The 22273-nt window shown below is 64.9% G+C and carries 21 protein-coding genes; 20 read left to right on the top strand and 1 reads right to left on the bottom strand.

Annotation, left to right across the window (positions count from 1 at the left end; translation table 11 throughout):
• Positions 1–7: 7 nt before the first annotated feature.
• Positions 8–751, top strand: a complete 744-nt coding sequence (locus AC3WQZ_RS30195; protein ID WP_010811278.1) for an ABC transporter ATP-binding protein — start codon at positions 8–10, stop codon at positions 749–751.
• A gap of 259 nt (positions 752–1010) precedes the next feature.
• Here the strand turns inward: AC3WQZ_RS30195 and AC3WQZ_RS30190 are convergent, their stop codons facing one another.
• Positions 1011–1946, bottom strand: a complete 936-nt coding sequence (locus AC3WQZ_RS30190; RefSeq protein ID WP_037025231.1) for a LysR substrate-binding domain-containing protein — start codon at positions 1944–1946, stop codon at positions 1011–1013.
• A 168-nt stretch (positions 1947–2114) separates the two neighbouring features.
• Between AC3WQZ_RS30190 and AC3WQZ_RS30185 the strand changes: the two genes are divergently transcribed.
• From AC3WQZ_RS30185 to AC3WQZ_RS30095, 19 genes are all read left to right on the top strand, one after another.
• Positions 2115–3095: a tripartite tricarboxylate transporter substrate binding protein BugE gene (locus tag AC3WQZ_RS30185; RefSeq protein ID WP_492301811.1), complete on the top strand. Its 981-nt coding sequence runs from the start codon at positions 2115–2117 to the stop codon at positions 3093–3095.
• Positions 3096–3098: 3 nt separating this feature from the next.
• Positions 3099–3971 (top strand): N-formylglutamate amidohydrolase, encoded by an 873-nt coding sequence (locus tag AC3WQZ_RS30180; protein WP_010811275.1) that lies wholly within the window; start codon positions 3099–3101, stop codon positions 3969–3971.
• A 211-nt stretch (positions 3972–4182) separates the two neighbouring features.
• Positions 4183–6141, top strand: a complete 1959-nt coding sequence (gene mnmG / locus AC3WQZ_RS30175; protein WP_010811274.1) for a tRNA uridine-5-carboxymethylaminomethyl(34) synthesis enzyme MnmG — start codon at positions 4183–4185, stop codon at positions 6139–6141.
• A 21-nt stretch (positions 6142–6162) separates the two neighbouring features.
• The gene (gene rsmG, locus AC3WQZ_RS30170) at positions 6163–6864 is read left to right on the top strand and encodes a 16S rRNA (guanine(527)-N(7))-methyltransferase RsmG (RefSeq protein ID WP_011616232.1); all 702 of its coding nucleotides are present in this window, start codon (positions 6163–6165) and stop codon (positions 6862–6864) included.
• 109 nt (positions 6865–6973) lie between these two features.
• Positions 6974–7747, top strand: a complete 774-nt coding sequence (locus AC3WQZ_RS30165; protein ID WP_010811272.1) for a ParA family protein — start codon at positions 6974–6976, stop codon at positions 7745–7747.
• Positions 7748–7761: 14 nt separating this feature from the next.
• Positions 7762–8664 (top strand): ParB/RepB/Spo0J family partition protein, encoded by a 903-nt coding sequence (locus tag AC3WQZ_RS30160; protein ID WP_010811271.1) that lies wholly within the window; start codon positions 7762–7764, stop codon positions 8662–8664.
• A gap of 356 nt (positions 8665–9020) precedes the next feature.
• Complete coding sequence (locus AC3WQZ_RS30155; protein WP_010811270.1) at positions 9021–9524, top strand: ATP synthase subunit I; 504 nt, start codon at positions 9021–9023, stop codon at positions 9522–9524.
• 231 nt (positions 9525–9755) lie between these two features.
• On the top strand, positions 9756–10622 hold the full coding sequence (gene atpB / locus AC3WQZ_RS30150; protein WP_037025280.1) for a F0F1 ATP synthase subunit A: 867 nt from the start codon (positions 9756–9758) through the stop codon (positions 10620–10622).
• Between the two features lie 70 nt (positions 10623–10692).
• Positions 10693–10959, top strand: a complete 267-nt coding sequence (atpE, locus tag AC3WQZ_RS30145) for a F0F1 ATP synthase subunit C (RefSeq protein ID WP_010811268.1) — start codon at positions 10693–10695, stop codon at positions 10957–10959.
• Between the two features lie 99 nt (positions 10960–11058).
• A complete protein-coding gene (locus tag AC3WQZ_RS30140) occupies positions 11059–11529 on the top strand; it encodes a F0F1 ATP synthase subunit B (RefSeq protein ID WP_010811267.1) in 471 nt (156 codons plus the stop codon).
• 2 nt (positions 11530–11531) lie between these two features.
• Positions 11532–12074 carry a F0F1 ATP synthase subunit delta gene (locus tag AC3WQZ_RS30135; protein ID WP_010811266.1) on the top strand — a complete coding sequence of 181 codons (543 nt, stop codon included), beginning with the start codon at positions 11532–11534 and terminating at the stop codon, positions 12072–12074.
• A 39-nt stretch (positions 12075–12113) separates the two neighbouring features.
• A complete protein-coding gene (atpA, locus tag AC3WQZ_RS30130) occupies positions 12114–13655 on the top strand; it encodes a F0F1 ATP synthase subunit alpha (RefSeq protein WP_010811265.1) in 1542 nt (513 codons plus the stop codon).
• Between the two features lie 74 nt (positions 13656–13729).
• Positions 13730–14605, top strand: a complete 876-nt coding sequence (atpG, locus tag AC3WQZ_RS30125; protein WP_010811264.1) for a F0F1 ATP synthase subunit gamma — start codon at positions 13730–13732, stop codon at positions 14603–14605.
• Positions 14606–14638: 33 nt separating this feature from the next.
• Complete coding sequence (gene atpD / locus AC3WQZ_RS30120; RefSeq protein ID WP_010811263.1) at positions 14639–16042, top strand: F0F1 ATP synthase subunit beta; 1404 nt, start codon at positions 14639–14641, stop codon at positions 16040–16042.
• 96 nt (positions 16043–16138) lie between these two features.
• The gene (locus AC3WQZ_RS30115; protein ID WP_010811262.1) at positions 16139–16555 is read left to right on the top strand and encodes a F0F1 ATP synthase subunit epsilon; all 417 of its coding nucleotides are present in this window, start codon (positions 16139–16141) and stop codon (positions 16553–16555) included.
• Between the two features lie 695 nt (positions 16556–17250).
• Complete coding sequence (locus AC3WQZ_RS30110; RefSeq protein WP_010811261.1) at positions 17251–17691, top strand: CoA-binding protein; 441 nt, start codon at positions 17251–17253, stop codon at positions 17689–17691.
• A 50-nt stretch (positions 17692–17741) separates the two neighbouring features.
• On the top strand, positions 17742–18692 hold the full coding sequence (locus AC3WQZ_RS30105; protein ID WP_011616229.1) for an alpha/beta hydrolase: 951 nt from the start codon (positions 17742–17744) through the stop codon (positions 18690–18692).
• A 52-nt stretch (positions 18693–18744) separates the two neighbouring features.
• Positions 18745–19836: a uroporphyrinogen decarboxylase gene (gene hemE / locus AC3WQZ_RS30100; RefSeq protein WP_010811259.1), complete on the top strand. Its 1092-nt coding sequence runs from the start codon at positions 18745–18747 to the stop codon at positions 19834–19836.
• A 572-nt stretch (positions 19837–20408) separates the two neighbouring features.
• On the top strand, positions 20409–22273 hold a 1865-nt coding region (locus AC3WQZ_RS30095; protein ID WP_492301809.1), incomplete at its 3' end, for a primosomal protein N'.

The following is a 22273-nucleotide window of genomic DNA, read 5'->3' as shown; positions in this document are numbered from 1 at the left end:
ACCGGACATGAGCCTGATTCTCGAAGTGAAGGACCTCCACGTCCGCTACGGCAAGGTGGAAGCGGTGCACGGCGCCAACCTGAAGGTGGAGGCCGGCAAGATCGTCACGGTGATCGGCCCCAACGGTGCCGGCAAGTCGACCATGCTCAATGCGGTCATGGGTGCGCTGCCGGTGACGGGGTCGTCGAGCGGCTCGGTCAACTACCTCGGCCACGACATGGCCGGCATCCCGGTGGAAGGGCGCGTTGCGCGCGGCATGTGCCTGGTGCCGGAGAAGCGCGAGCTGTTTGCGTCGATGACGGTGGAAGACAACCTGCAGCTGGGTGCCTTTCGCCGCAAGCGCGCCGGCGAGAAGAACTACCTGGACCAGATGGACGTGGTCTACGACCTGTTCCCACGCCTGCGCGAGCGTGCCCGCCAGGACGCCGGCACGCTCTCCGGGGGCGAGCGCCAGATGCTGGCGGTGGGCCGCGCGCTGATGGCCAAGCCGCAGCTGCTGATGCTGGACGAGCCCAGCCTTGGCCTGGCGCCGCTGATCGTGAAGGAGATCTTCCACATCATCAGCAATCTGCGCCAGACCGGCGTGGCCACGCTGCTGATCGAGCAGAACGCACGCGCTGCGCTGCAGGTGGCGGACTACGGCTATGTGATCGAGACCGGGGATATGGCGATGGAAGGGCTGGCCGACGAACTGGCGGCGAATCCGAAGGTGATCGAAACCTATCTTGGATTGGCAAAAAAGGCGGCTTAACCCGCCCGGTTTTCGCCAGAGGAATGAGGGTCTGCGGATGCAGGCCCTTTTCTATTGGTGGTGTGAATAACTTTGGGGATAACCCAATTCAGAGGCGCTTCGGGCGGATGTCGCTATCGGTGCGCTGATGTAGGTACGCAAATATCTACTGGGGTAATTTTTAGCAATCAAATTTACCGGATAACATCCATACAGATAATAATTTTAGGAATTTTATCTGTGGAATGAATGTATCTTTGCATAATTTTTTCCATGTCAGTCATCCGGCGAATAAAGTGTTGGTGCCGCTGCCTGTATCCTTCGCTGCGGTTTCCAGCAGCCAATCCCGGAAGCAGTTCAGCGCCGGATGATCGCGCCGTTCCTTCGGCGCACACAGGAAATAGCCCCGTTGCAGCGTAATTGGCAGGTCAAACGGCGCCGTTACGCGTCCGGCGGCAATTTCGTCGCGCACCAGGCAACGCTGCAGCACGGCGACGCCGATGTCGGCGCGCACCGCCTGGATCAGGATCGAGACCTGGTCGAACGCTGTGGATAACCTTGGCGCAGCGTTGGGTACGCCGGCGGCCTGCAGCCAGTTTTGCCAGTTCGCCGGTGCGGTGGTGTGGTAGAGCAGGGGCTCGTCCAGCAGCTCCGCAGGAGACTGCCAGCGGCCGGCCTCGCGCCGTGCCCGGGCGCGGTCCGGATGGCAGACCGGCACCAATTCACGTCCCACCACATAGTCGGCCTGCAGGCCGGGCCATTTGCCGGCTTCACCCGCCAGGATGGCGGCGTCGGGGGAGGGGCCGGAGAGGTCCTCGTCGCGCTGGTACGGGACGAAGTCCAGCCGGATTTCCGGATGGCGGCGATGGAAGTCCGGCAGGCGCGGCACCAGCCAGACGCTGGCCAGCGTGGGCACGACGGACAGCGTCAGGTGGTGCCGGCGGTTGCCGGCGCGCAAGGTGGCGCTGGCATGCTCGATCGTGGCCAGCGGCTCGGCCACGGCCTCAAGCAATTTCCGGCCGGCATCTGTCAGCACCAGCCGGTGGGCATTGCGCTGTAGCAGCGGCTGCCCGAAATGCGCTTCCAGCCGCGCGATGGCGCGGCTGATGGCACCCTGGGTCACGCACAGTTCGTCCGCCGCACGCGTGAAGCTGCCCAGCCGCGCCGCGGTGGCAAAGGCGTGCAACTCAGACATCGATGGGGAATGCAGCCGCATGGCGGGGGAGGGGAGGAAGGGCGGGACGGCTGCCGGAGCGGCCGCTGCAGGATGATCTTTGGTAATGCAAACGTGCAATATAGTCGTTTGTGCCCGCCCGGTAAACGGCTGACACTCGTCCGGTTCATGCACAAAACCAACAGGAGAATCCCCGTGATCCGAGCCAGGATGTCCCGCCGCCAGCTGCTGCTGTCCGGTACCGCCGCCGCTGCCACACTGGCCTTTGCCGGCAACGCGTTCGCGCAAGCCAATTACCCGACGCGCCCGATCCGTCTGATCGTGCCGTTCGCGGCGGGTGGCTCCACCGACCTGTCGGCGCGCCTGGTGGCAGAGTTTGCCGGCCGCGAGCTGGGCCAGTCGATCGTGGTCGAGAACAAGGGCGGCGCCGGCGGCTCGCTGGGCATGGAGCAGGTGGCCAACGCCGCGCCCGATGGCTACACCATCGGCATGGCCACGGTCAGCACGCATGGTTCCAACCCGGCGGTGTACCCGAAGCTGAAGTACGACTCGATCAAGGACTTTGCCCCGATCACCAACGTGGTGTCGATGCCGAGCGTATTCACGGTGCATCCGAGCGTGCCGGCGAAAACCATGCAGGAGTTTATTGCCTTAGCCAAGGCCAATCCGGGGAAGTATTCAGTTGCCTCGCCGGGCACAGGGACCCTCGGCCACGTAAATCTTGAGAACTTCCAGATGCTGGCGAAGATCCAGCTGCTGCATGTGCCGTACAAGGGCGCCGGCCTTGGACTCAATGACGCGGTGGCAGGGCAGGTCAATGCAATCTCGGACAACCTGGCCTCTGCGCTGCCTCACGTGAAATCGGGCCGCCTGCGCGCGCTGGCGGTGCTTGGCGCCACGCGCTCGCCGCAGTTGCCAAACGTACCCACCTATGCAGAACTGGGCTACAAGGAGATGGGCGACGGCGGTTGGTTCGGCATCGTCGCGCCTGCGAATACGCCGCCCGCCATCGTCGCCAGGCTGAACCAGGCGATCCACAAGGCCATGCAGAACCCCGAGTTCAAGCGCAAGGTGGAAGAATCCGGCGGCACGCTGGTGCCGACTACGCCGGAGCAGTTCAAGGCGCAGATCCAGCAGGCGATGGCGCGCTACGCCCGCGTGGCCAAGGCTGCCGATATCAAGCTGGACTGAGGCATGGCGGAGGCAATCAACCAAGCTGCGGTACTGCCGCCGGTCATCGTACGCCTGCCGGAAGGGGAGGCGCTGCCGCTGGTATGCGACTCGCCGCACAGCGGTACCGAGTACCCGGCTGACTTCGGTGCGGCGATCCCGGCCGCGCGCCTGCGTGGCGGCGAGGATACCCACGTCGATGCCTTGTGGGAGGCCGTGCCCGCAGCAGGTGGTACGCTGCTGGCGGCCACTTTCCCGCGGGTCTATATCGACCCGAACCGGATGCCCGACGACATCGACCCGGCCCAGCTCGACGGCACCTGGCCGACGGCATTGGCCCCGGGGCCGAAGACGCGGCTGGGCTTCGGCCTGATCTGGAGCCGGGTCGACGCCAGCACGCCGATCTATGACCGCCGCCTGTCCGTGACGGAAGTGCGGGCCCGTATAGACCGCTACTACCGGCCATACCATGCGGCGCTGGCCGAGGCCGTGGAGGGCGCCCACCAGCGCTTTGGCGCGCTCTGGCACCTGAACCTGCACTCCATGCCCAACAACGCCTACGAGCGGCTCAAGATCGCCAGCCCGCATCCGCTGGCGGACTTTGTGCTGGGCGACCGTGACGGCACCACCTGCGAGCCGGGACTGGTCGACCTGGTCGAACGGGAACTGCGCGGCATGGGTTACACGGTGGCTCGCAACGACCCGTACAAGGGCGTGCAGCTGATCGCGCAGATTGGCCGGCCGGCCGAGCGGCGCAATAGCCTGCAGATCGAAATCCGGCGGCCGCTGTATATGGACGAGGTGACGCGCGAGCGCAATGCCGGGTTCGCCACCTTGCAGCGCGATCTTGACAAGCTGACCCAGCAGGTTACGGGCTATATCCGCGCGCAGCTTTGAGGCGCTTGTTCCACGTGAAACATCAGGCCGGGCCATGTGCCCGGCCTTTTTGTTTCACGTGGAACATAACGTCGCTTTCGAGCGACTCGCCGGGTATCGCCAACGCCATGTTTCACGTGAAACATGGTTACCATCGGAAGGCGGCTAGTCGATTGCCGCTATAATTTCGCATTCCCGTATTTTCCCGCCAGCCTCCCGGAGGAGGTGTCCCATGCTTTACCCAAAAGAATTCGACGTCATCGTCGTCGGCGGTGGCCATGCCGGCACTGAAGCTGCACTCGCCGCGGCCCGTATGGGCTGCCAGACGCTGCTGCTGACTCACAACATCGAGACGCTGGGCCAGATGAGCTGCAACCCGTCCATCGGCGGCATCGGCAAGGGGCACCTGGTCAAGGAAGTGGACGCCATGGGCGGTGCCATGGCCGCCGCCACGGACGAGTCCGGCATTCAGTTCCGCATCCTGAACTCGAGCAAGGGCCCTGCGGTGCGCGCCACGCGCGCCCAGGCTGATCGCGTGCTGTACCGCAAGGCCATCCGTACAAGGCTGGAGAACCAGCCGAACCTGATGCTGTTCCAGCAGGCGGTGGACGACCTGATGGTGGAGGGCGATCGCGTAGTCGGCGCCATGACCCAGGTGGGCATCGCCTTCCGCGCCCGCGCGGTGGTGCTGACCGCCGGTACCTTCCTGGACGGCAAGATCCACGTCGGGCTAGACAACTACACCGGCGGCCGCGCCGGCGACCCGGCAGCAGTGTCGCTGTCGGCACGCCTGAAGGACCTGAAGCTGCCGCAAGGCCGCCTGAAGACCGGCACGCCGCCGCGCATCGACGGCCGCACCATCGATTTCTCGGTGATGGAAGAGCAGCCCGGCGACCTGGATCCGGTGCCGGTGTTCTCCTTCCTGGGTCGTCCGGAGCAGCACCCGCAACAGCTGCCGTGCTGGATCACCCATACCAACAGCCGTACCCACGACATCATTCGTGGCGGGCTGGACCGCTCGCCGATGTACACCGGCGTGATCGAAGGGGTAGGGCCGCGCTACTGCCCCAGCATCGAGGACAAGATCCATCGCTTTGCCACCAAGGAAAGCCACCAGATCTTCCTGGAGCCCGAAGGCCTGACCACCAACGAGTTCTACCCCAATGGGATCTCGACCAGCTTGCCGTTCGACGTGCAGCTGGAACTCGTGCACTCGATCCGCGGGATGGAGAACGCGCATATCCTGCGCCCCGGCTATGCGATCGAGTATGATTACTTCGATCCGCGCGGGCTGAAGGCATCGCTGGAGAGCAAGGCCATCAGCGGCCTGTTCTTTGCGGGACAGATCAATGGCACCACCGGCTATGAAGAAGCCGCCGCGCAGGGCCTGCTGGCCGGCATCAATGCTGGCTGCTATGTGCGCGAACGCGATGCGTGGACGCCGCGCCGCGACCAGGCCTACCTGGGTGTGCTGGTCGACGACCTGATTACTCGCGGTGTGACCGAGCCGTACCGCATGTTCACCAGCCGCGCGGAATTCCGCCTGAGCCTGCGGGAAGACAACGCCGATATGCGGCTGACTGAGGTTGGCCGTGAACTGGGCGTGGTCGACGATGCGCGTTGGGATGCCTTCAACCGCAAGCGCGACGCTGTTTCACGTGAAACAGAGCGCCTGAAGAGCACATGGGTGAACCCCGCGATGCTTCCGGGCGAAGACGCCGTGCCGCTGCTGGGCAAGCCGATCGAGCGCGAGTACAGCCTGGCCGACCTGCTGCGCCGGCCAGAAGTCCGCTATGAGGCACTGATGGCGCTGCAGGGTGGCCGCCATGCCCCGGAAACGCCGTTGGACGCCGAGCCGATGCTGGCAGAGCAGATCCGCGAGCAGATCGAGATCGGCATCAAGTACCACGGCTATATCGCCCGCCAGGCGGCGGAGGTCGACAAGCTGGAAGCCAACGAGTCGACGCGCCTGCCGGAAGGGCTGGACTACACCGAAGTGCGTGGCCTGGGCTTCGAGGTCAGCCAGAAGCTGAACCAGCATCGTCCGGAAACGCTGGGCCAGGCCTCGCGCATTTCCGGCGTGACGCCGGCCGCGATCTCGCTGCTGCTGGTGCACCTGAAGAAGAAGGGGCTGGGGCGCACGCGCGCTGAGTCGGGCGCGCCTTCGGGCAACTCTGAAGAGGCTGCTTGAGTGCCCGGTCCGCGACACACCATGACCGACGACGCCACGCAGCGCCGTCGCCTTGAAGCCGGTCTGGCCCAGATCGGACTGGCGCTGGCGCCGGCCCAGATCGACACCTTGTTTGCCTACCTGGCGCTGCTGCGTAAATGGAACGGCGTCTACAACCTGACCGCAATCCGCCACCCCGATGAGATGCTTACGCATCACATGCTGGACTCGCTCGCCGCCGTGCCGGCACTGGCCGAAGCCGCGCGTGCCGCAGAGGTAGGCACGCCGGCGCGGGGCAGGGTATTGGACGTGGGCTCGGGCGGCGGCATGCCCGGCCTGCCGCTGGCCATCGCCTGTCCCGACGTGTCGGTGCTGATGGTGGACATCGTGCAGAAGAAGACCGCCTTCCTGACCCAGTGCCGTGCGCAACTCGGGCTCTCCAATGCCGCGGCGCATTGGGGGCCGGTGGAGAAGCTCGACGATGCCAGCGGCTTTGCCGTGATCACCTCGCGCGCGTTTGCGGAACTGACTGATTTCGTGAACCTGTCGGGCCAGCTCCTTGCACCGCACGGCAAGCTGATCGCCATGAAGGGGGTTTATCCACAGGCCGAGCTGGACCGCATGGAAGCTGCCGGGTTGATGGCGCAATGGCAGGTCGATGCGGTTCCCCGCATCACCGTGCCCGGGCTGGATGCCGAGCGCCACCTGGTGGTGCTGTCGCGGCGCGCAAGCGCCCACGCATGACGTACGCCGCGGCGCTGCGTGCAGCGTACGTCATGCGTGGGCGCTTGCGCGCCGCGAACTGCCAGCCCCGCGCTGGCCGGATGAATTGAAGCAGGAGCCTCAGTAGCTTATGGCCAAGGTATTCGTGATCGCAAACCAGAAGGGCGGGGTAGGCAAGACCACCACCACGGTGAACCTCGCCGCCGGCCTGGCCGCGCAGGACCAGCGCGTGCTGCTGGTCGACCTGGACCCGCAGGGCAATGCCTCGATGGGTTCGGGCATCGACAAGCAGGCGCTGGAGCACAGCGTGTACCAGGTGCTGGTCGGCCTGGCCAGCATCAAGCAGGCGCGCCAGCGTTCCGAGACCGGCAGGTACGATGTGCTGCCCGCCAACCGCGAACTGGCCGGTGCGGAAGTGGAACTGGTCGAGCTGGACCAGCGCGAGCGCCGCCTCAGGCAGGCCATCGCAGAGGTCAATGACGAATATGATTTCGTGCTGATCGACTGCCCGCCGTCGCTGTCGCTGCTGACGCTGAATGGCCTGTGCGCCGCGCATGGCGTGATCGTGCCGATGCAGTGCGAGTATTTCGCACTGGAAGGGCTGTCGGATCTGGTCAACACCATCAAGCAGGTGCACGCCAACCTGAATCGCGACCTGCAGGTGATCGGCCTGCTGCGTGTCATGTTCGATCCGCGCGTCACGCTGCAGCAGCAGGTGTCGGCGCAGCTGGAATCGCACTTCGGTGAAAAGGTCTTCAAGACCCTGATCCCGCGCAATGTGCGGCTGGCCGAGGCACCGTCCTATGGCATGCCGGGCGTGGCGTTCGATCCGTCATCGAAGGGCGCCAAGGCGTACCTGGATTTCGGCGCCGAGATGATCGCGCGCGTCAGGCAGCTGGGCTGAAGGAGAGGGCAAGCATGAGCACTGCAAAGAAAAAGGGCCTGGGCCGCGGCCTTGAAGCGTTGCTGGGCGGGCCGGCCGAAATCGTTGAATCGGTGAAGCAGGAGGGTGCGCCCACCGTGCTGCGCCTGAACCAATTGCAGCCGGGCAAGTACCAGCCGCGCACGCGCATGGATGAAGGCGCGCTGCAGGAACTGGCCGCCAGCATCCGCGCGCAGGGCCTGATGCAGCCGATCCTGGTGCGCCGCGTGGCCGAGCCGGACCGCTATGAAATCATCGCGGGCGAGCGGCGCTTCCGCGCGTCCAAGCTCGCCGGCCTGGACAAGGTGCCGGTGCTGGTGAAGGACGTGGCCGATGAAGCCGCGGCCGCGATGGCGCTGATCGAGAACATCCAGCGCGAAGACCTGAATCCGCTGGAAGAAGCGCAGGGCATCATGCGCCTGATCCGCGAATTCAGTTTCACGCATGAGCAGGCGGCCGAGTCGGTCGGCCGTTCGCGCAGCGCGGTGTCGAACCTGCTGCGCCTGCTGAACCTGGCCGCACCGGTGCAGACCATGCTGATGGCGGGCGACCTCGACATGGGCCACGCGCGCGCGCTGCTGGCGGTGGACGGCGCCAACCAGATCACGCTGGCCAACCAGATCGTGAACAAGCGGCTGTCTGTGCGCGAGACCGAGAAGCTGGTGGCATCCACGCTCAAGCCGTTCGACCTGAAGTCGCTCAAGCAGAAGGGCGCCAACAACGTGCGCGACGTGGCACGGCTGGAAGAAGAACTGTCCGATGCGCTGGGCCTGGCGGTGCAGATCAAGCTGGGCGCGCGCGGCAAGGGCCAGCTCACCATCCACTTCAGCGACAACGACGCGCTTGAAGGCGTGCTCGTGCGGCTGCGCGAATCGACTGAAAAGCAGAAGGTCGCCTGAGGCAGGGTGCCAAGGCGCGCGTAACTTTGCGTGCGCAATTCGGTGCGATTAACGGCCATTGCGGCGATGACTGTTGCGTGTACGCTGCAGTGTCCGTTCCTGGGACCGGTATACGTACGGCGTACCCGGTAATCCCTCATCATGCGCAGGGTTCGCTGCGCAATCCAATTACGTCAAACATTATTGCTGCGCAATTTTTGTGAAGCCATCATGGCATCGTGATGGCAACCGTTGTGCGCAACACACTGCAAGCTAAATGTAAGCAGATTGACGCGAATCAGTAGTTCCCCTTAAAATCGTGCGGTTTGAATTCTGGTCGGGCCGAAAAGTTCCGGCCTGGAATAAGGCGAGCAGTAGTGGTTCAAGACCGTCAGCAGCGAGGCGCCGGGTCCCGTCAGGAAGATGACTGGGACGACTGGAAAGAAGGCGCAGACCGTGAGGAAGAGGCTGTCGATCCGCTGTCGCACGCCGAGGCGGTGACGCTGTTTGGTGAGCGCGCGTTGCGCCCTTCGCGCATGACCCCGGGCAAGGTTGTCCTGGCGCAGGTGATGGTCACCCTGCTGTCGGCACTGTGCTGGGCGCTGTTCGCGAAAGAGGCCGGCCCGTATGGCTGGTCGGCGCTGTTCGGCGGCATGGTGTGCTTCGTGCCGAGCGGGTTCTTCGCGTTCCGCCTGTGGCTGGCGCGCGACCGGGCTTCGGTCGGCGGACTGGTCCTGGGCGAGGCGATCAAGGTCTTTGGCACGGCGGCTCTGCTGGTGCTGGTGGTGGTGCTGTACCGGGATCTGCGTTGGGTGCCGATGCTGGTCACGTTCCTGCTGGCGCTAAAGACATATTTGGTGGTGGCTCTGGTGATCCGCTAGGCCGGCCGCACGAAGGCGGTGCCTCATCCGGAAATGGGGCACCAAGACGGAATATCAAGATTTGCCGTGCCGGTTTCACAGTGGTGACACCGGACACGGCCAAGGTTGGACCCCGCTTGCATTGCGGTGACCGGCGAATCCGCCGAAGGCAATGCAAGTTGCGTACCGGGCGTTGGCCAGACAGTGGCGGCGCGCGGCCTGAAGATTTCGCAATATACCGTTCGTATCGACATGTCTGATGCTACCCAAGGCGCCGAACACGCGCTGACACCCTCCGGCTATATCGCCGAACACTTGCAGAACTTGAACTCGGTCGGCGGCAAGCAAGCGTCGGTGGTCGATTTCTCCGTGATCAACTACGACACGGTGTTCTGGTCCGTGCTGTGCGGCGCCATCGCCGTGCTGTTCCTGTACGCCGCCGCGCGCCGCGTCACCGCCGGCGTGCCGGGCCGCTTCCAGGCCTTCGTCGAGATGATCGTCGAGATGGTCGATGACCAGGCCAAGGGCATCATCCACGGCGACCGTTCGTGGATCGCGCCGCTGGCGCTGATGGTGTTCTGCTGGATCACCATGATGAACGCGATCGACCTGATCCCGGTGGACTGGGTCAACGGCCTGAATCAAGTCCTCGGCATCTTCCACCTGCACATCCCCCACCACCGTGCAGTGGCCACGGCCGACCTGAACGGCACGCTGGGCATGTCGTGCTCGGTGCTGGTGCTGATGATCTACTACAGCTTCAAGATCAAGGGCACGGGCGGCTTCATGCACGAACTGTTCTCGGCCCCGTTCGGCGCCAAGTGGTATCTGGCCCCGTTCAACCTGGTCCTGAACCTGATCGAATTCCTGGCCAAGGCCGTTTCGCTCGGCATGCGATTGTTCGGCAACATGTACGCCGGCGAACTCGTGTTCCTGCTGATCGCGCTGCTGGGTTCGATCTGGACGTTCGGCGCCGACCTGTCCGCGCTGGGCTTTGTCGGCCACGTGCTGGCCGGCGCGGTATGGGCGATCTTCCACATCCTGATCGTCCTGCTCCAGGCCTTCATCTTCATGATGCTGACGCTGGTGTACATCGGCCAGGCTCACGATCACCACTGATTTTCGGTTTTTCGGTTTTTTGGTTTTTTGGTTTTTTGGTTCTAAGTCTCTCTAAATTAAAGGAGTCGTCATGCAAGAATTTCTCGCCAACATCCAGGGTCTGACCGCCATCGGTATCGGCATCATCATCGGCCTGGGCGCTATCGGCGCCTGCCTGGGTATCGCCCTGATGGGTGGCAAGTACATCGAAGCCTGCGCACGTCAGCCCGAGCTGATGAACCCGCTGCAAACCAAGATGTTCCTGCTGGCTGGCCTGATCGACGCGGCATTCCTGATCGGCGTGGGCGTTGCAATGCTGTTCGCCTTCGCCAACCCGCTGCTGGCTGTCATCAAGTAATTCTTTTCGGTCTGCATGATGCTGACGGGCGGCGCGGGCCACCAGCCTGGCCGCCTTTTGTGCATTTATCTGTAGTTTGATTACCGAAAGGAACACACCATGAATCTGAACGCAACGTTTTTTGCGCAGATGGTCGTGTTCTTCATCCTGTGGTGGGTTGTTGCCAAATTCATTTGGCCGCCGCTGGTGAAGGCGCTCGACGAACGCGCAAAGAAGATCGCCGATGGCCTCGCCGCTGCCGAGAAGGGCAAGGCCGAGCTCGAACTCGCCAACAAGCGTGTGGACCAGGCTATGGCCGAAGCCCGCACCGAGGGTGCACAACGCGTCGCTGACGCCGAGAAGCGCGCCCAGCTGACGGCAGACGAGATCAAGCAAAACGCCCAGGCAGAAGCCGCACGCATCATTGCCCAGGCCAAGGCCGAAGCAGAACAGCAGGTTACCCGCGCACGCGAAGCACTGCGTGACCAGGTTGCCGTGCTGGCCGTCAAGGGTGCCGAGCAGATCCTCAAGCGTGAAGTGAACGCGCAGGTCCACACCGACCTGCTCAATCAACTCAAGGCTGAGCTCTAATCATGGCTGAAACCGCAACCATTGCCCGTCCCTACGCTGAGGCGCTGTTCCGCGTCGCCAGCGAATCGAGCGCAGGCAACCTGGGTGCATGGTCCGAGCTGGTGTCGGAGATGGGGCAGGTTGCTGCCAATCCCGACATGAAGGCGGTAGCCGGCGATCCGAACGTTCCCGGCGACAAGCTGGCCGAACTGTTCCTGTCGGTGCTGAAGTCCCCGCTGAATGACGAGGCTCGCCGCTTCGTCAAGCTGCTGGTGGATAACGGCCGCCTGACGGTGATGCCGGAAATCGCCGAGCAGTTCCATGTGCTCAAGAACGCCCGCGAAGGGTCGTCGGATGTCGAGATCACCAGCGCATTCCCGCTGGAAGGTTCGCAGTTGAACGACCTGGTCGCTGCACTCGAACGCAAGTTCGGCCGCAAGCTGTACGCGCAGGTGGCGGTGGACCCGTCCCTGATCGGCGGCGTGAGCGTCAAGGTCGGCGACGAAGTGCTCGACACCTCCGTGCGTTCGCGCCTGGCTGCCATGCAAGCCACGCTGACCGCCTGACCGCACCGGCCGACGGATTGAAGAATTAGGAGCATTGTGATGCAACTGAACCCCTCAGAAATCAGCGAGCTGATCAAGTCCCGCATCTCGGGCCTTGGCGCTGAAGCTGAAGTGCGCAATACCGGCACGGTGATCTCCGTGACCGATGGCATCTGCCGCGTGCATGGCCTGTCCGGCGTGATGCAGGGCGAGATGCTGGAATTCCCCGGCAACACCTTCGGCCTCGCGCTGAACCTCGAGCGCGACTCGGTCGGCGCCGTGGTGCTGGGTGAGTACGAACATATTTCCGAAGGCGACACGGTCAAGTGCACCGGCCGCATTCTGGAAGTGCCGGTGGGCAAGGAACTGCTGGGCCGCGTGGTGAACACGCTGGGCCAGCCGATCGACGGCAAGGGCCCGATCAACGCCAAGGAAACGGACGTGATCGAGAAGGTCGCCCCGGGCGTGATCGCGCGTCAGTCGGTGAGCCAGCCGGTGCAGACCGGCCTGAAGTCGATCGACGCGATGGTGCCGATCGGCCGTGGCCAGCGTGAGCTGATCATTGGCGACCGCCAGACCGGCAAGACCGCCGTCGCTGTCGACGCCATCATCAACCAGAAGGGCAAGGGCGTCTTCTGCGTCTACGTGGCAGTCGGCCAGAAGGCTTCGACGATCGCCAACGTGGTGCGCAAGCTGGAAGAGCACGGCGCGATGGAATACACCGTCGTCGTGGCCGCCGCCGCTTCGGACTCGGCCGCCATGCAGTACCTGGCACCGTACGCCGGCTGCACCATGGGCGAGTACTTCCGCGACCGCGGCGAAGACGCGCTGATCGTCTATGACGACCTGACCAAGCAAGCCTGGGCCTACCGCCAGGTGTCGCTGCTGCTGCGCCGCCCGCCGGGCCGCGAAGCCTACCCGGGCGACGTGTTCTACCTGCACTCGCGCCTGCTGGAGCGTGCTGCCCGCGTGAACGCCGACTACGTCGAGAAGTTCACCAACGGCGCCGTCAAGGGCAAGACCGGTTCGCTGACCGCGCTGCCGGTGATCGAAACGCAGGCCGGCGACGTGTCCGCGTTCGTTCCGACCAACGTGATCTCGATCACGGATGGCCAGATCTTCCTGGAAACCGACCTGTTCAACGCTGGTATCCGCCCCGCTATCAACGCCGGTATCTCGGTGTCGCGCGTCGGTGGTGCAGCCCAGACCAAGGTGGTGAAGAACCTGTCCGGCGGTATCCGTACCGACCTGGCCCAGTATCGTGAGCTGGCTGCGTTCGCGCAGTTCGCCTCGGACCTGGACGATGCCACCCGCAAGCAGCTCGAACGCGGCCGCCGCGTGACCGAACTGCTCAAGCAGCCGCAATACCAGCCGCTGCAAGTGTGGCAGCTGGCCGCGTCGCTGTTCGCCGCCAACAACGGCTTCCTCGACAACGTGGAAGTGAAGGACATTCTGCCGTTCGAGAAGGGCCTGCACGACCATCTGAAGACCAAGTACGCCGATCTCATCAACCGCATCGAAGAGACCAAGCAGCTCTCGAAGGAAGATGAAGCCGCCCTGCGTGCCGCTGTCGAGGATTTCAAGAAGTCCGCCGCGTTCTAACCGCGTGATTCCACGACACCGCCGCCGCGCCTGGCTCACGCCGGCGCGGCGCTGGTTCGGATGGAGAGGAAGATATGGCCGGAACGAAAGAGATTCGAACCAAGATCAAGAGCGTGCAGAACACGCGCAAGATCACCAAGGCGATGGAGATGGTCGCCGCGTCCAAGATGCGCAAGGCGCAGGAGCGGATGCGCAGTGCCCGTCCCTACGCCGAGAAGGTGCGCAACATTGCGGCGCACCTGGCTACGGCCAACCCCGAGTTCAAGCACCCGTTCATGCAGGAACGCGAAGTCAAGCGCGTCGGCATGATCGTGGTCACGACCGACAAGGGGCTGTGTGGCGGCCTGAACACGAACGTGTTGCGCGCCGTCACCAATGAACTGAAGACCCTGCAGGGCCGCGGCGTGGACGTGCAAGCCACCGCCATCGGCACCAAGGGCATGCAGTTCCTGGGCCGCGTCGGTGCCAAGGTGATCTCGCACGTGGTGCACCTCGGTGACACCCCGCATCTGGAAAAGCTGATCGGCGCGATCAAGGTCCAGCTCGATGCCTTCACCAATGGTGAGGTCGACGCGGTGTACCTGGCGTACACCAAGTTCATCAATACGATGAAGCAGGAGCCGATGGTCGAGCAGCTGCTGCCGCTCGCCGCCGACAAGCTGGTTCAGACCGAAGAAGAGAAGCGCGCCTACTCGTGGGATTACATCTACGAGCCCGACGCCCAGACCGTAGTGGAAGAGCTGCTCGTCCGCTACGTCGAGGCGCTGGTGTACCAGGCCGTGGCCGAGAACATGGCGTCCGAGCAATCGGCGCGCATGGTGGCCATGAAGGCTGCGTCCGACAACGCCAAGAACGTGATCGGCGAACTGCAACTGGTCTACAACAAGACCCGTCAGGCCGCGATTACCAAGGAACTGTCGGAAATCGTCAGCGGCGCAGCTGCGGTCTAAGGCGTCACGAATTCAAGCTATCGGAGATACGAAATGAGTATCGGAAATATTGTGCAGTGTATTGGCGCCGTGGTGGACATCGAGTTCCCCCGTGACGCAATGCCGAAGGTGTACGACGCGCTCGTGCTGGAAGACTCCGGCGACGCCTCGTTCGCCGAAAAGGGCCTGACCTTCGAAGTCCAGCAACAGCTCGGTGACGGCGTGGTGCGTACCATCGCCCTGGGCTCGTCGGACGGTCTGCGCCGCGGTATGGAAGTGAAGAGCACCGGCGCCCCGATTTCGGTGCCGGTCGGTCACGGCACGCTGGGCCGCATCATGGACGTGCTGGGTCGCCCGATCGACGAAGCCGGCCCGATCGCCTCGGACGAGCTGCGCGCGATTCACCAGAAGGCCCCGAAGTTCGACGAACTGTCGCCGTCGGTTGACCTGCTGGAAACCGGCATCAAGGTGATCGACCTGGTCTGCCCGTTCGCAAAGGGCGGCAAGGTGGGCCTGTTCGGTGGTGCCGGCGTGGGCAAGACCGTCAACATGATGGAGCTCATCAACAACATCGCCAAGCAGCACAGCGGTCTGTCGGTGTTCGCCGGCGTGGGCGAGCGTACCCGTGAAGGGAACGACTTCTACCACGAAATGAAGGACTCGAACGTGCTCGACAAGGTGGCCATGGTGTTCGGCCAGATGAACGAGCCGCCGGGCAACCGTCTGCGCGTGGCGCTGACCGGCCTGACTATGGCCGAGCGCTTCCGTGACGAAGGCCGTGACATCCTGTTCTTCGTGGACAACATCTACCGCTACACGCTGGCCGGTACCGAAGTGTCCGCACTGCTGGGCCGTATGCCTTCCGCCGTGGGCTACCAGCCGACGCTGGCAGAAGAAATGGGCAAGCTGCAGGAACGTATCACGTCGACCAAGACTGGCTCGATCACGTCGATCCAGGCCGTGTACGTGCCTGCGGATGACTTGACCGACCCGTCGCCGGCAACCACCTTCCTGCACCTGGACTCGACCGTGGTGCTGTCGCGTGACATCGCTGCACTGGGTATCTACCCCGCAGTGGATCCGCTGGACTCGACCTCGCGCCAGCTGGACCCGCAGGTTGTCGGCACGGAACACTACGAAGTGGCCCGCCGCGTTCAGCAGACCCTGCAGCGCTACAAGGAACTGCGCGACATCATCGCGATTCTGGGCATGGACGAACTGTCGCCGGAAGACAAGCTGGCAGTGAACCGCGCTCGTAAGATCCAGCGTTTCCTGTCGCAGCCGTTCCACGTGGCGGAAGTGTTCACGGGTTCGCCGGGCAAGTACGTGCCGCTGAAGGAAACCATCCGCGGCTTCAAGATGCTGGTGGACGGCGAGTGCGATCACCTGCCCGAGCAGGCGTTCTACATGGTCGGCTCGATCGACGAAGCCTTCGAAAAGGCCAAGAAGCTCCAGTAAGCCTTGCTCATCACTCCCGCCTGGCGGTGAGAGTGATGGCCGGCCACCCCTGCGTGTCCGGCCGCCTGAGCAAAGCGATTGGAGAAAGGATCTGATATGGCAACCATTCTTGTAGACGTCGTCAGCGCGGAAGCGTCGATCTTCTCCGGCCAGGCGAAGTTCGTGGCGCTGCCGGGCGAGTCGGGTGAACTGGGCATTCTGCCGGGCCACACGCCGCTGATCACGCGCATCCAGCCGGGTGCGGTGCGGATCGAGAAGGAAGACGGCAGCGAAGAGTTCGTGTTCGTTGCCGGCGGCATTCTCGAAGTCCAGCCCAAGCACGTCACCGTGCTGGCCGACACCGCTATCCGCGGTGGCGACCTGGACGAAGCCAAGGCGCAGGAAGCCAAGCGTGCTGCCGAAGAGCTGATGCAGAACCAGAGCAGCGATCTGGATCTGGCACGCGCTCAGAGCGAGCTCGCCGTGGCGGCTGCCCAACTGGCTGCCATCGCCCGCCTGCGTCGTAAGAAGTAAGCAATTAGTGGCTTGTCGCGCTGTTGTTTTTCTGGCGCGACAATGAAAAAAGGCAGCCGCATGGCTGCCTTTTTCTTGGGCGTGGCGATATGCTTTTATCCCGCCTGGACAAAAAAAAGCGCGCGGGCCGGGGAGGCTCCGCGCGGACGGGAAAATCCCTTCGAGGGGTCAATTCGAAGGAACGGGTTCGGTCCAGGTCGACAATCAAGGCGCAACGGATATCCAATATCCGACCAGAGGCCGCAAAGGCCACGCGCTGCAACGGTCTGCCTGGTGCTCCGGTCCAGCGGCGATCTGCTGGATCGGAAAATCGGGTTACTGCTTCAAAAGGCTTTCTTCACCACGCCCCTTTAAGTCTGCACAGCCTTATTTTACTGGGGCGCCACACGCCGGACACCGGGTGTGTCAATGTATTGTGGGGGAAACTCCCCGGCATGGCAGTAACAAAATGTATCGTTTTGCAAGAAGTTGAAAGCCAGAGGCGCCGGGATCTGGCGTGTTCGGCATATTTTCACGCGTTCACGTCACGTTAGCCGCAGAAACGTGTCGTTGTATTATCTTTGATGACGCGATTTCCATGTTCGCTCCCCCACCAATCCCTGCGTGACAATTCCGGTTACGATTCAGGACGTCTGTGGCCTTCGCGTTGCGTTTTTGCATGTCCGCGGGCCCGCCCTTGTCCACCCGGAGACGCGATGCGCCCTGAGATGCAGCAAGCCATACAAGCCATGCTGGCGATGAAGACCGTGGCCGTGGTCGGCCTGTCCGACCGCCCGGAGCGTCCCAGTCATGAGGTTGCGGAATTCCTGCAGGACCATGGCTTCCGGATCGTGCCGGTCAATCCGCGTCATGCCGGCGAACGCATTCTGGGCGAGACCTGCCACGCCACGCTGCGCGAAGCCGCCGACGCTGCCGCGGCAGCCGGCAGTCCCATCGCGTGGGTCGACATCTTCCGCCGTGCCGAGGAAACGCCGGGCGTGGTCGATGAGGCCATCGCCATTGGCGCACAGGGTGTCTGGCTGCAGCTGGGCATCGTCAACGACCACGCCGTGCGCCGCGCTGCCGATGCCGGCCTGCTGGCGGTGCAGGATTGCTGCAGCAAGGTCGAGCTGACGCGCCAGCTCGGGCTGGACTGATTCCCGCCCCGGCACCCTTTCTTTTTCCGCTTTCCCATCAGTCGCCAACCATGGCCATCGATCCGCAACTGCTTGCCTATTACCGCCGCCTGGCGGAGCGCTATGCCAATGCGCCCGCGCCTGCCGACATTCCCGCGCAGCGGGCCCGTTTTGCCGAGATCGCGGCGGCGTCGCTGTTGCCGGATCCGGCAGGCATCACGGTGCAGGACCTGGAGCTTGCGCTCTCCGGCCGCTCGCTGGGCGCCAGGCTGTTCCGCCCGGCCGGCGAGACCGCGCCGCGGCTGGTGGTCTACTTCCACGGTGGCGGCTGGGTGATCGGCTCGCCGCAGACGCACCATACGGTTGCAGCGTTGCTTGCGGCCGACACGGGCTGCGCGGTGGCCAGCGTCGACTACCGCCTCGCACCCGAGCACGCGTTCCCGGCTCCCTGCGACGATGCCTCCGAGGCAGTGCAGTGGTTCGCCGGTGAACGTCAGGCACTCGGGCTGGCGACCGATTTCCTGGCCGTGGCGGGCGACAGCGCCGGCGGCCACCTGGCGGCGCAGGCAGCGCAGCAGCTCAACGGCGGCGGCGCGGTGCAGGTCGATGCGCAACTGCTGATCTATCCGGTGACGGCACCGGTGCTCAGCACCGAAAGCTACCGCGCCTTTGCCGACGGTCCCGGCCTGACGCGTGACGAGATGGCCTGGTTCTGGACCCAGTTCATCGGCGCCGAGGCCCTGGCGGAGGGCACCGCCCACCCCGACCACCGCGTGCACCTGATGGCCGCGCCGCTGGTGCGCCCGCCCGCCACCGTGCTGATGGTGGCCGCGCACGACGTGCTGCGCGACGACGGCCTGGCCTATGCCGACTTCCTGGTGCGCCACGACGCCCCGGTGGTCACCATCGAGGCCAGTGGCATGACCCACGGCTTCGCACGGCTGCAGCCCGATGCCGAACGCGCGCGCGAATGGATGCGGCGTGCCGCAGCGGCCTTCACCGGGATGATCGACGACGTCTGAGCGGCATCCAGCCGCAGCCATCCCTTAGAATGGCGGTCTTACGAGGATGACCATGACCGCACTGCAGAACGATACCTTCCTGCGCGCGCTGCGCCGCCAGCCGACCGAATACACGCCGCTGTGGCTGATGCGCCAGGCGGGCCGCTACCTGCCCGAGTACAACGCCACGCGCGCCCGCGCCGGCAGCTTCCTCGGGCTGGCCAAGAACCCGGCCTACGCCACGGAAGTGACACTGCAGCCGCTGGACCGCTATCCGCTGGACGCGGCGATTCTCTTTTCCGACATCCTGACCGTGCCCGACGCGATGGGCCTGGGCCTGTCGTTCGCGCAGGGCGAGGGCCCGCGCTTTGCCCATCCGCTGCGCACCGAAGCCGACGTGCAGAAACTGGCCGTGCCGGACATGGCGTCGCTGCAGTATGTCTTTGACGCGGTAAGCGAAATCCGCCGCGCACTGGTCCAGGACGGCCGCCAGCGCGTGCCGCTGATCGGATTTTCCGGCAGCCCCTGGACGCTGGCCTGCTACATGGTCGAAGGCGGCGGCTCGGACGACTTCCGCACGGTCAAGGCGATGATGTACGGCCGCCCGGACCTGATGCACCGCATTCTCGAGATCAACGCCCAGGCGGTGACCGAATACCTGAATGCCCAGATCGAAGCCGGAGCGCAGGCCGTGATGATTTTCGACACCTGGGGCGGGGCGCTCGCCGACGGCATGTACCAGGCGTTCTCGCTGGCCTATATGCGCCGGGTGCTGGCCGGCCTGAAGCGCGAGCACGATGGCCAACAGGTGCCCGCGATCGTCTTTACCAAGGGCGGCGGCCTGTGGCTCGAGGCGCTGGCTGACACCGGCGCCGACGCGATCGGGTTGGACTGGACCGTCAACCTGGCCGAAGCGCGCCGCCGCACCGGCGGGCGCGTGGCGCTGCAGGGCAATATCGACCCGACCGTGCTGTTCGCCCCTGAGGCCGCGATCCGCGAGCAGGTGCGCGGCGTGCTGGACAGCTATGCCGCCGCCGGGGGCAGTGATGGCCACGTATTCAACCTTGGCCACGGCATCTCGCAGTTCACGCCGCCGGATAACGTCTCGGTGCTGGTGGATGAAGTGCATCGCCACAGCCGCAAGCTGCGCGCCGGGCAGAAGTGACGATGACAGTATGCGGCCGGCCTGGCTGCTGCTGCGGTGCCCTGCGCTGCAGCGCACCGGCGCCCCAGCGTACCCAGTGCTGCGGGAGCCGCGCCGCCGGACCCTGTCAAGTTAACTTTTTTGCCAGCATTCGCCAAAAAGGTGCTCGGACTTGACTGGCGGTACTTGACTTATGCACACCGATAGGTTTGCCGCAGTGCGGAACAGGGTTATTCCCTAACCTATCCGGGGGATGTTTGCAAGCCCTTGATTTTTAAGGATTTGGAAGAATTGCAAAGGAAGGCCCGATGCCGGTGGATCCCTTGTTTCGCGGGGCTTCCCGGCCAGCCAGTGCGACTTTTCAACAAAGTTATCCACAGGGGCGGTGGAATTAGTGGAAAACCAGTCATCTATCATCGACTTAGGGCCACATTTGAAGTTTTACTTTAAGTTGATGTTGCGCCGCACACTAGATTTCCACTCTTATTGCGCCAGGCGCCCGTTGCACAAAGGTTGCGCAACTGCGGTGCACCAGGAAGGGCCGCATGGCGCCAGCTAGCGGCGCGCTTCCGGTGGTCGAGGACAGCACGGCGATGGGCGCCGTGATGCCGACCGCCGCCGCGCAGTCAGTCATCCGGGTCGCGCTGGACACCCCCGCCGACGACTGCTTCGACTATCTCGCCACGCCCGAGGTCGCCCCGGGTGACCTGGTGGTGGTGCCGTTCGGTCGCCGCAGCATGGTCGGCGTGGCGGTGGCGTACGCCGACAGCTCCGATGTGCCCGCCGACCGGCTACGCCCGGTGGCGCAGCGCCTGGAATGGATGCCGCCGCTGCAGCCCGACTGGATCGGGCTGGCCGCCTTTGCCGCGCGCTACTACCAGCGCCGCCTGGGCGAAGTGATGCTGCCGGCCTTGCCGCCGGCCTTGCGCGAGGCCGAGGGCTGGCCGGGCCTGGCCCAGCGTGCCCGCACCGACGAATACCGCCTGCTGCCCGGGCATGCAGAGGCCCTGCTGGCCGCCGTGCCGCCACGCGCACGCAGCGTGCGCGCCCTGGCACAGGCGCTGGCCGAGCGCGCCGCCGCGGCCGAGCCGCTGACGCTGGCCGACGCCCGCGTGCTGTGCGCGGCGGCACCGGCGCGGCTGGCCGAATGGCAGGCCGCCGGCCGGGTCGAGGCCAGCCGCACCGCGCGCCCCCTGCTGCCGACCGACCCCGCACAGCCGCCATCGGCCGCGCCGCCGCTGCACGACGAGCAGCGCGCCGCGGTGCAGGCAATTGCCGAGGCCGAGGGCTTCGCGCCGTTCCTGCTGCACGGGGTGACCGGCAGCGGCAAGACCGAGGTCTACCTGCATGCGATGCAGGCGCTGCTCGAACGCGACCCCCAGGCCCAGGTGCTGATGCTGGTGCCTGAAATCAACCTGACCCCGCAACTGCAGGCCCGCATCGCTGCACGCTTCCCGCACCTGCCGCTGGCGGTGCTGCACAGCGGCCTGGCCGACCAGGAGCGCAGCCTGCAGTGGCTGGCCGCGCATCGCGGCGAGGCCCGCATCGTGCTGGGCACGCGCATGGCGGTGATGGCTTCGCTGCCGGCGCTGGCGCTGATCGTGGTCGACGAGGAACACGACACTTCCTACAAGCAGCAGGAAGGGCTGCGCTACTCGGCGCGCGACCTGGCGGTGTGGCGCGCCAAGCAGCGCGGCATTGCCGTGGTGCTTGGTTCGGCCACGCCGTCGATGGAGACCTGGTGGCGGGCCGGGCAGGGCACTTACCGCAAGCTGGTGCTGCGCGAGCGCGCCCAGGCCGAAGCGACCCTGCCGACAGTGCGCCTGGTCGACCTGAACCACGAGCGCCAGCGCCAGCGCCCGCTGTTCGAAGGCTTGTCGGTGCCGCTGCTGGAAGCCATCGACGCGCGCCTGGCGCGCGGCGAGCAGAGCCTGCTGTTCCTGAACCGCCGCGGCTACGCGCCGGTGATTGCCTGCGACAGCTGCGGCTGGCTGTCGGGCTGCCCGCGCTGCTCGGCCTACCTGGTGCTGCACCGCCCCGAACGGCGCCTGCGCTGCCACCACTGCGGCCTGGAGGCGCCGGTGCCGCACCACTGCCCGGACTGCGGCAACGTCGACATCGCGCCGCTGGGGCGTGGCACGCAGCGCATCGAAGAGGCATTGGCGACGCGCTTCCCGCAGGCGCGCATCGCCCGCATCGACGCAGATTCCACGCGCCGCAAGGGCAGCGCGCAAGCCATGTTCGACGAAGTCCATGCCGGCGAAGTCGACATCCTGGTGGGCACGCAGATGGTGGCCAAGGGGCATGACTTCCAGCGCGTGACCCTGGTCGGCATCGTCCATCCGGACGCGGCCATGTTCAGCCATGACTTCCGCGCCGCCGAGCATCTGTTCGCCTCGCTGATGCAGGTGGCCGGGCGGGCAGGGCGGGCCGGCTTGCCGGGCGAGGTGCTGATCCA

This window comes from Cupriavidus sp. FW305-26 (genome assembly GCF_058787975.1).
Note: the sequence above shows the minus strand (reverse complement) of the source record. Positions and strands in the feature narration are given on the sequence as shown.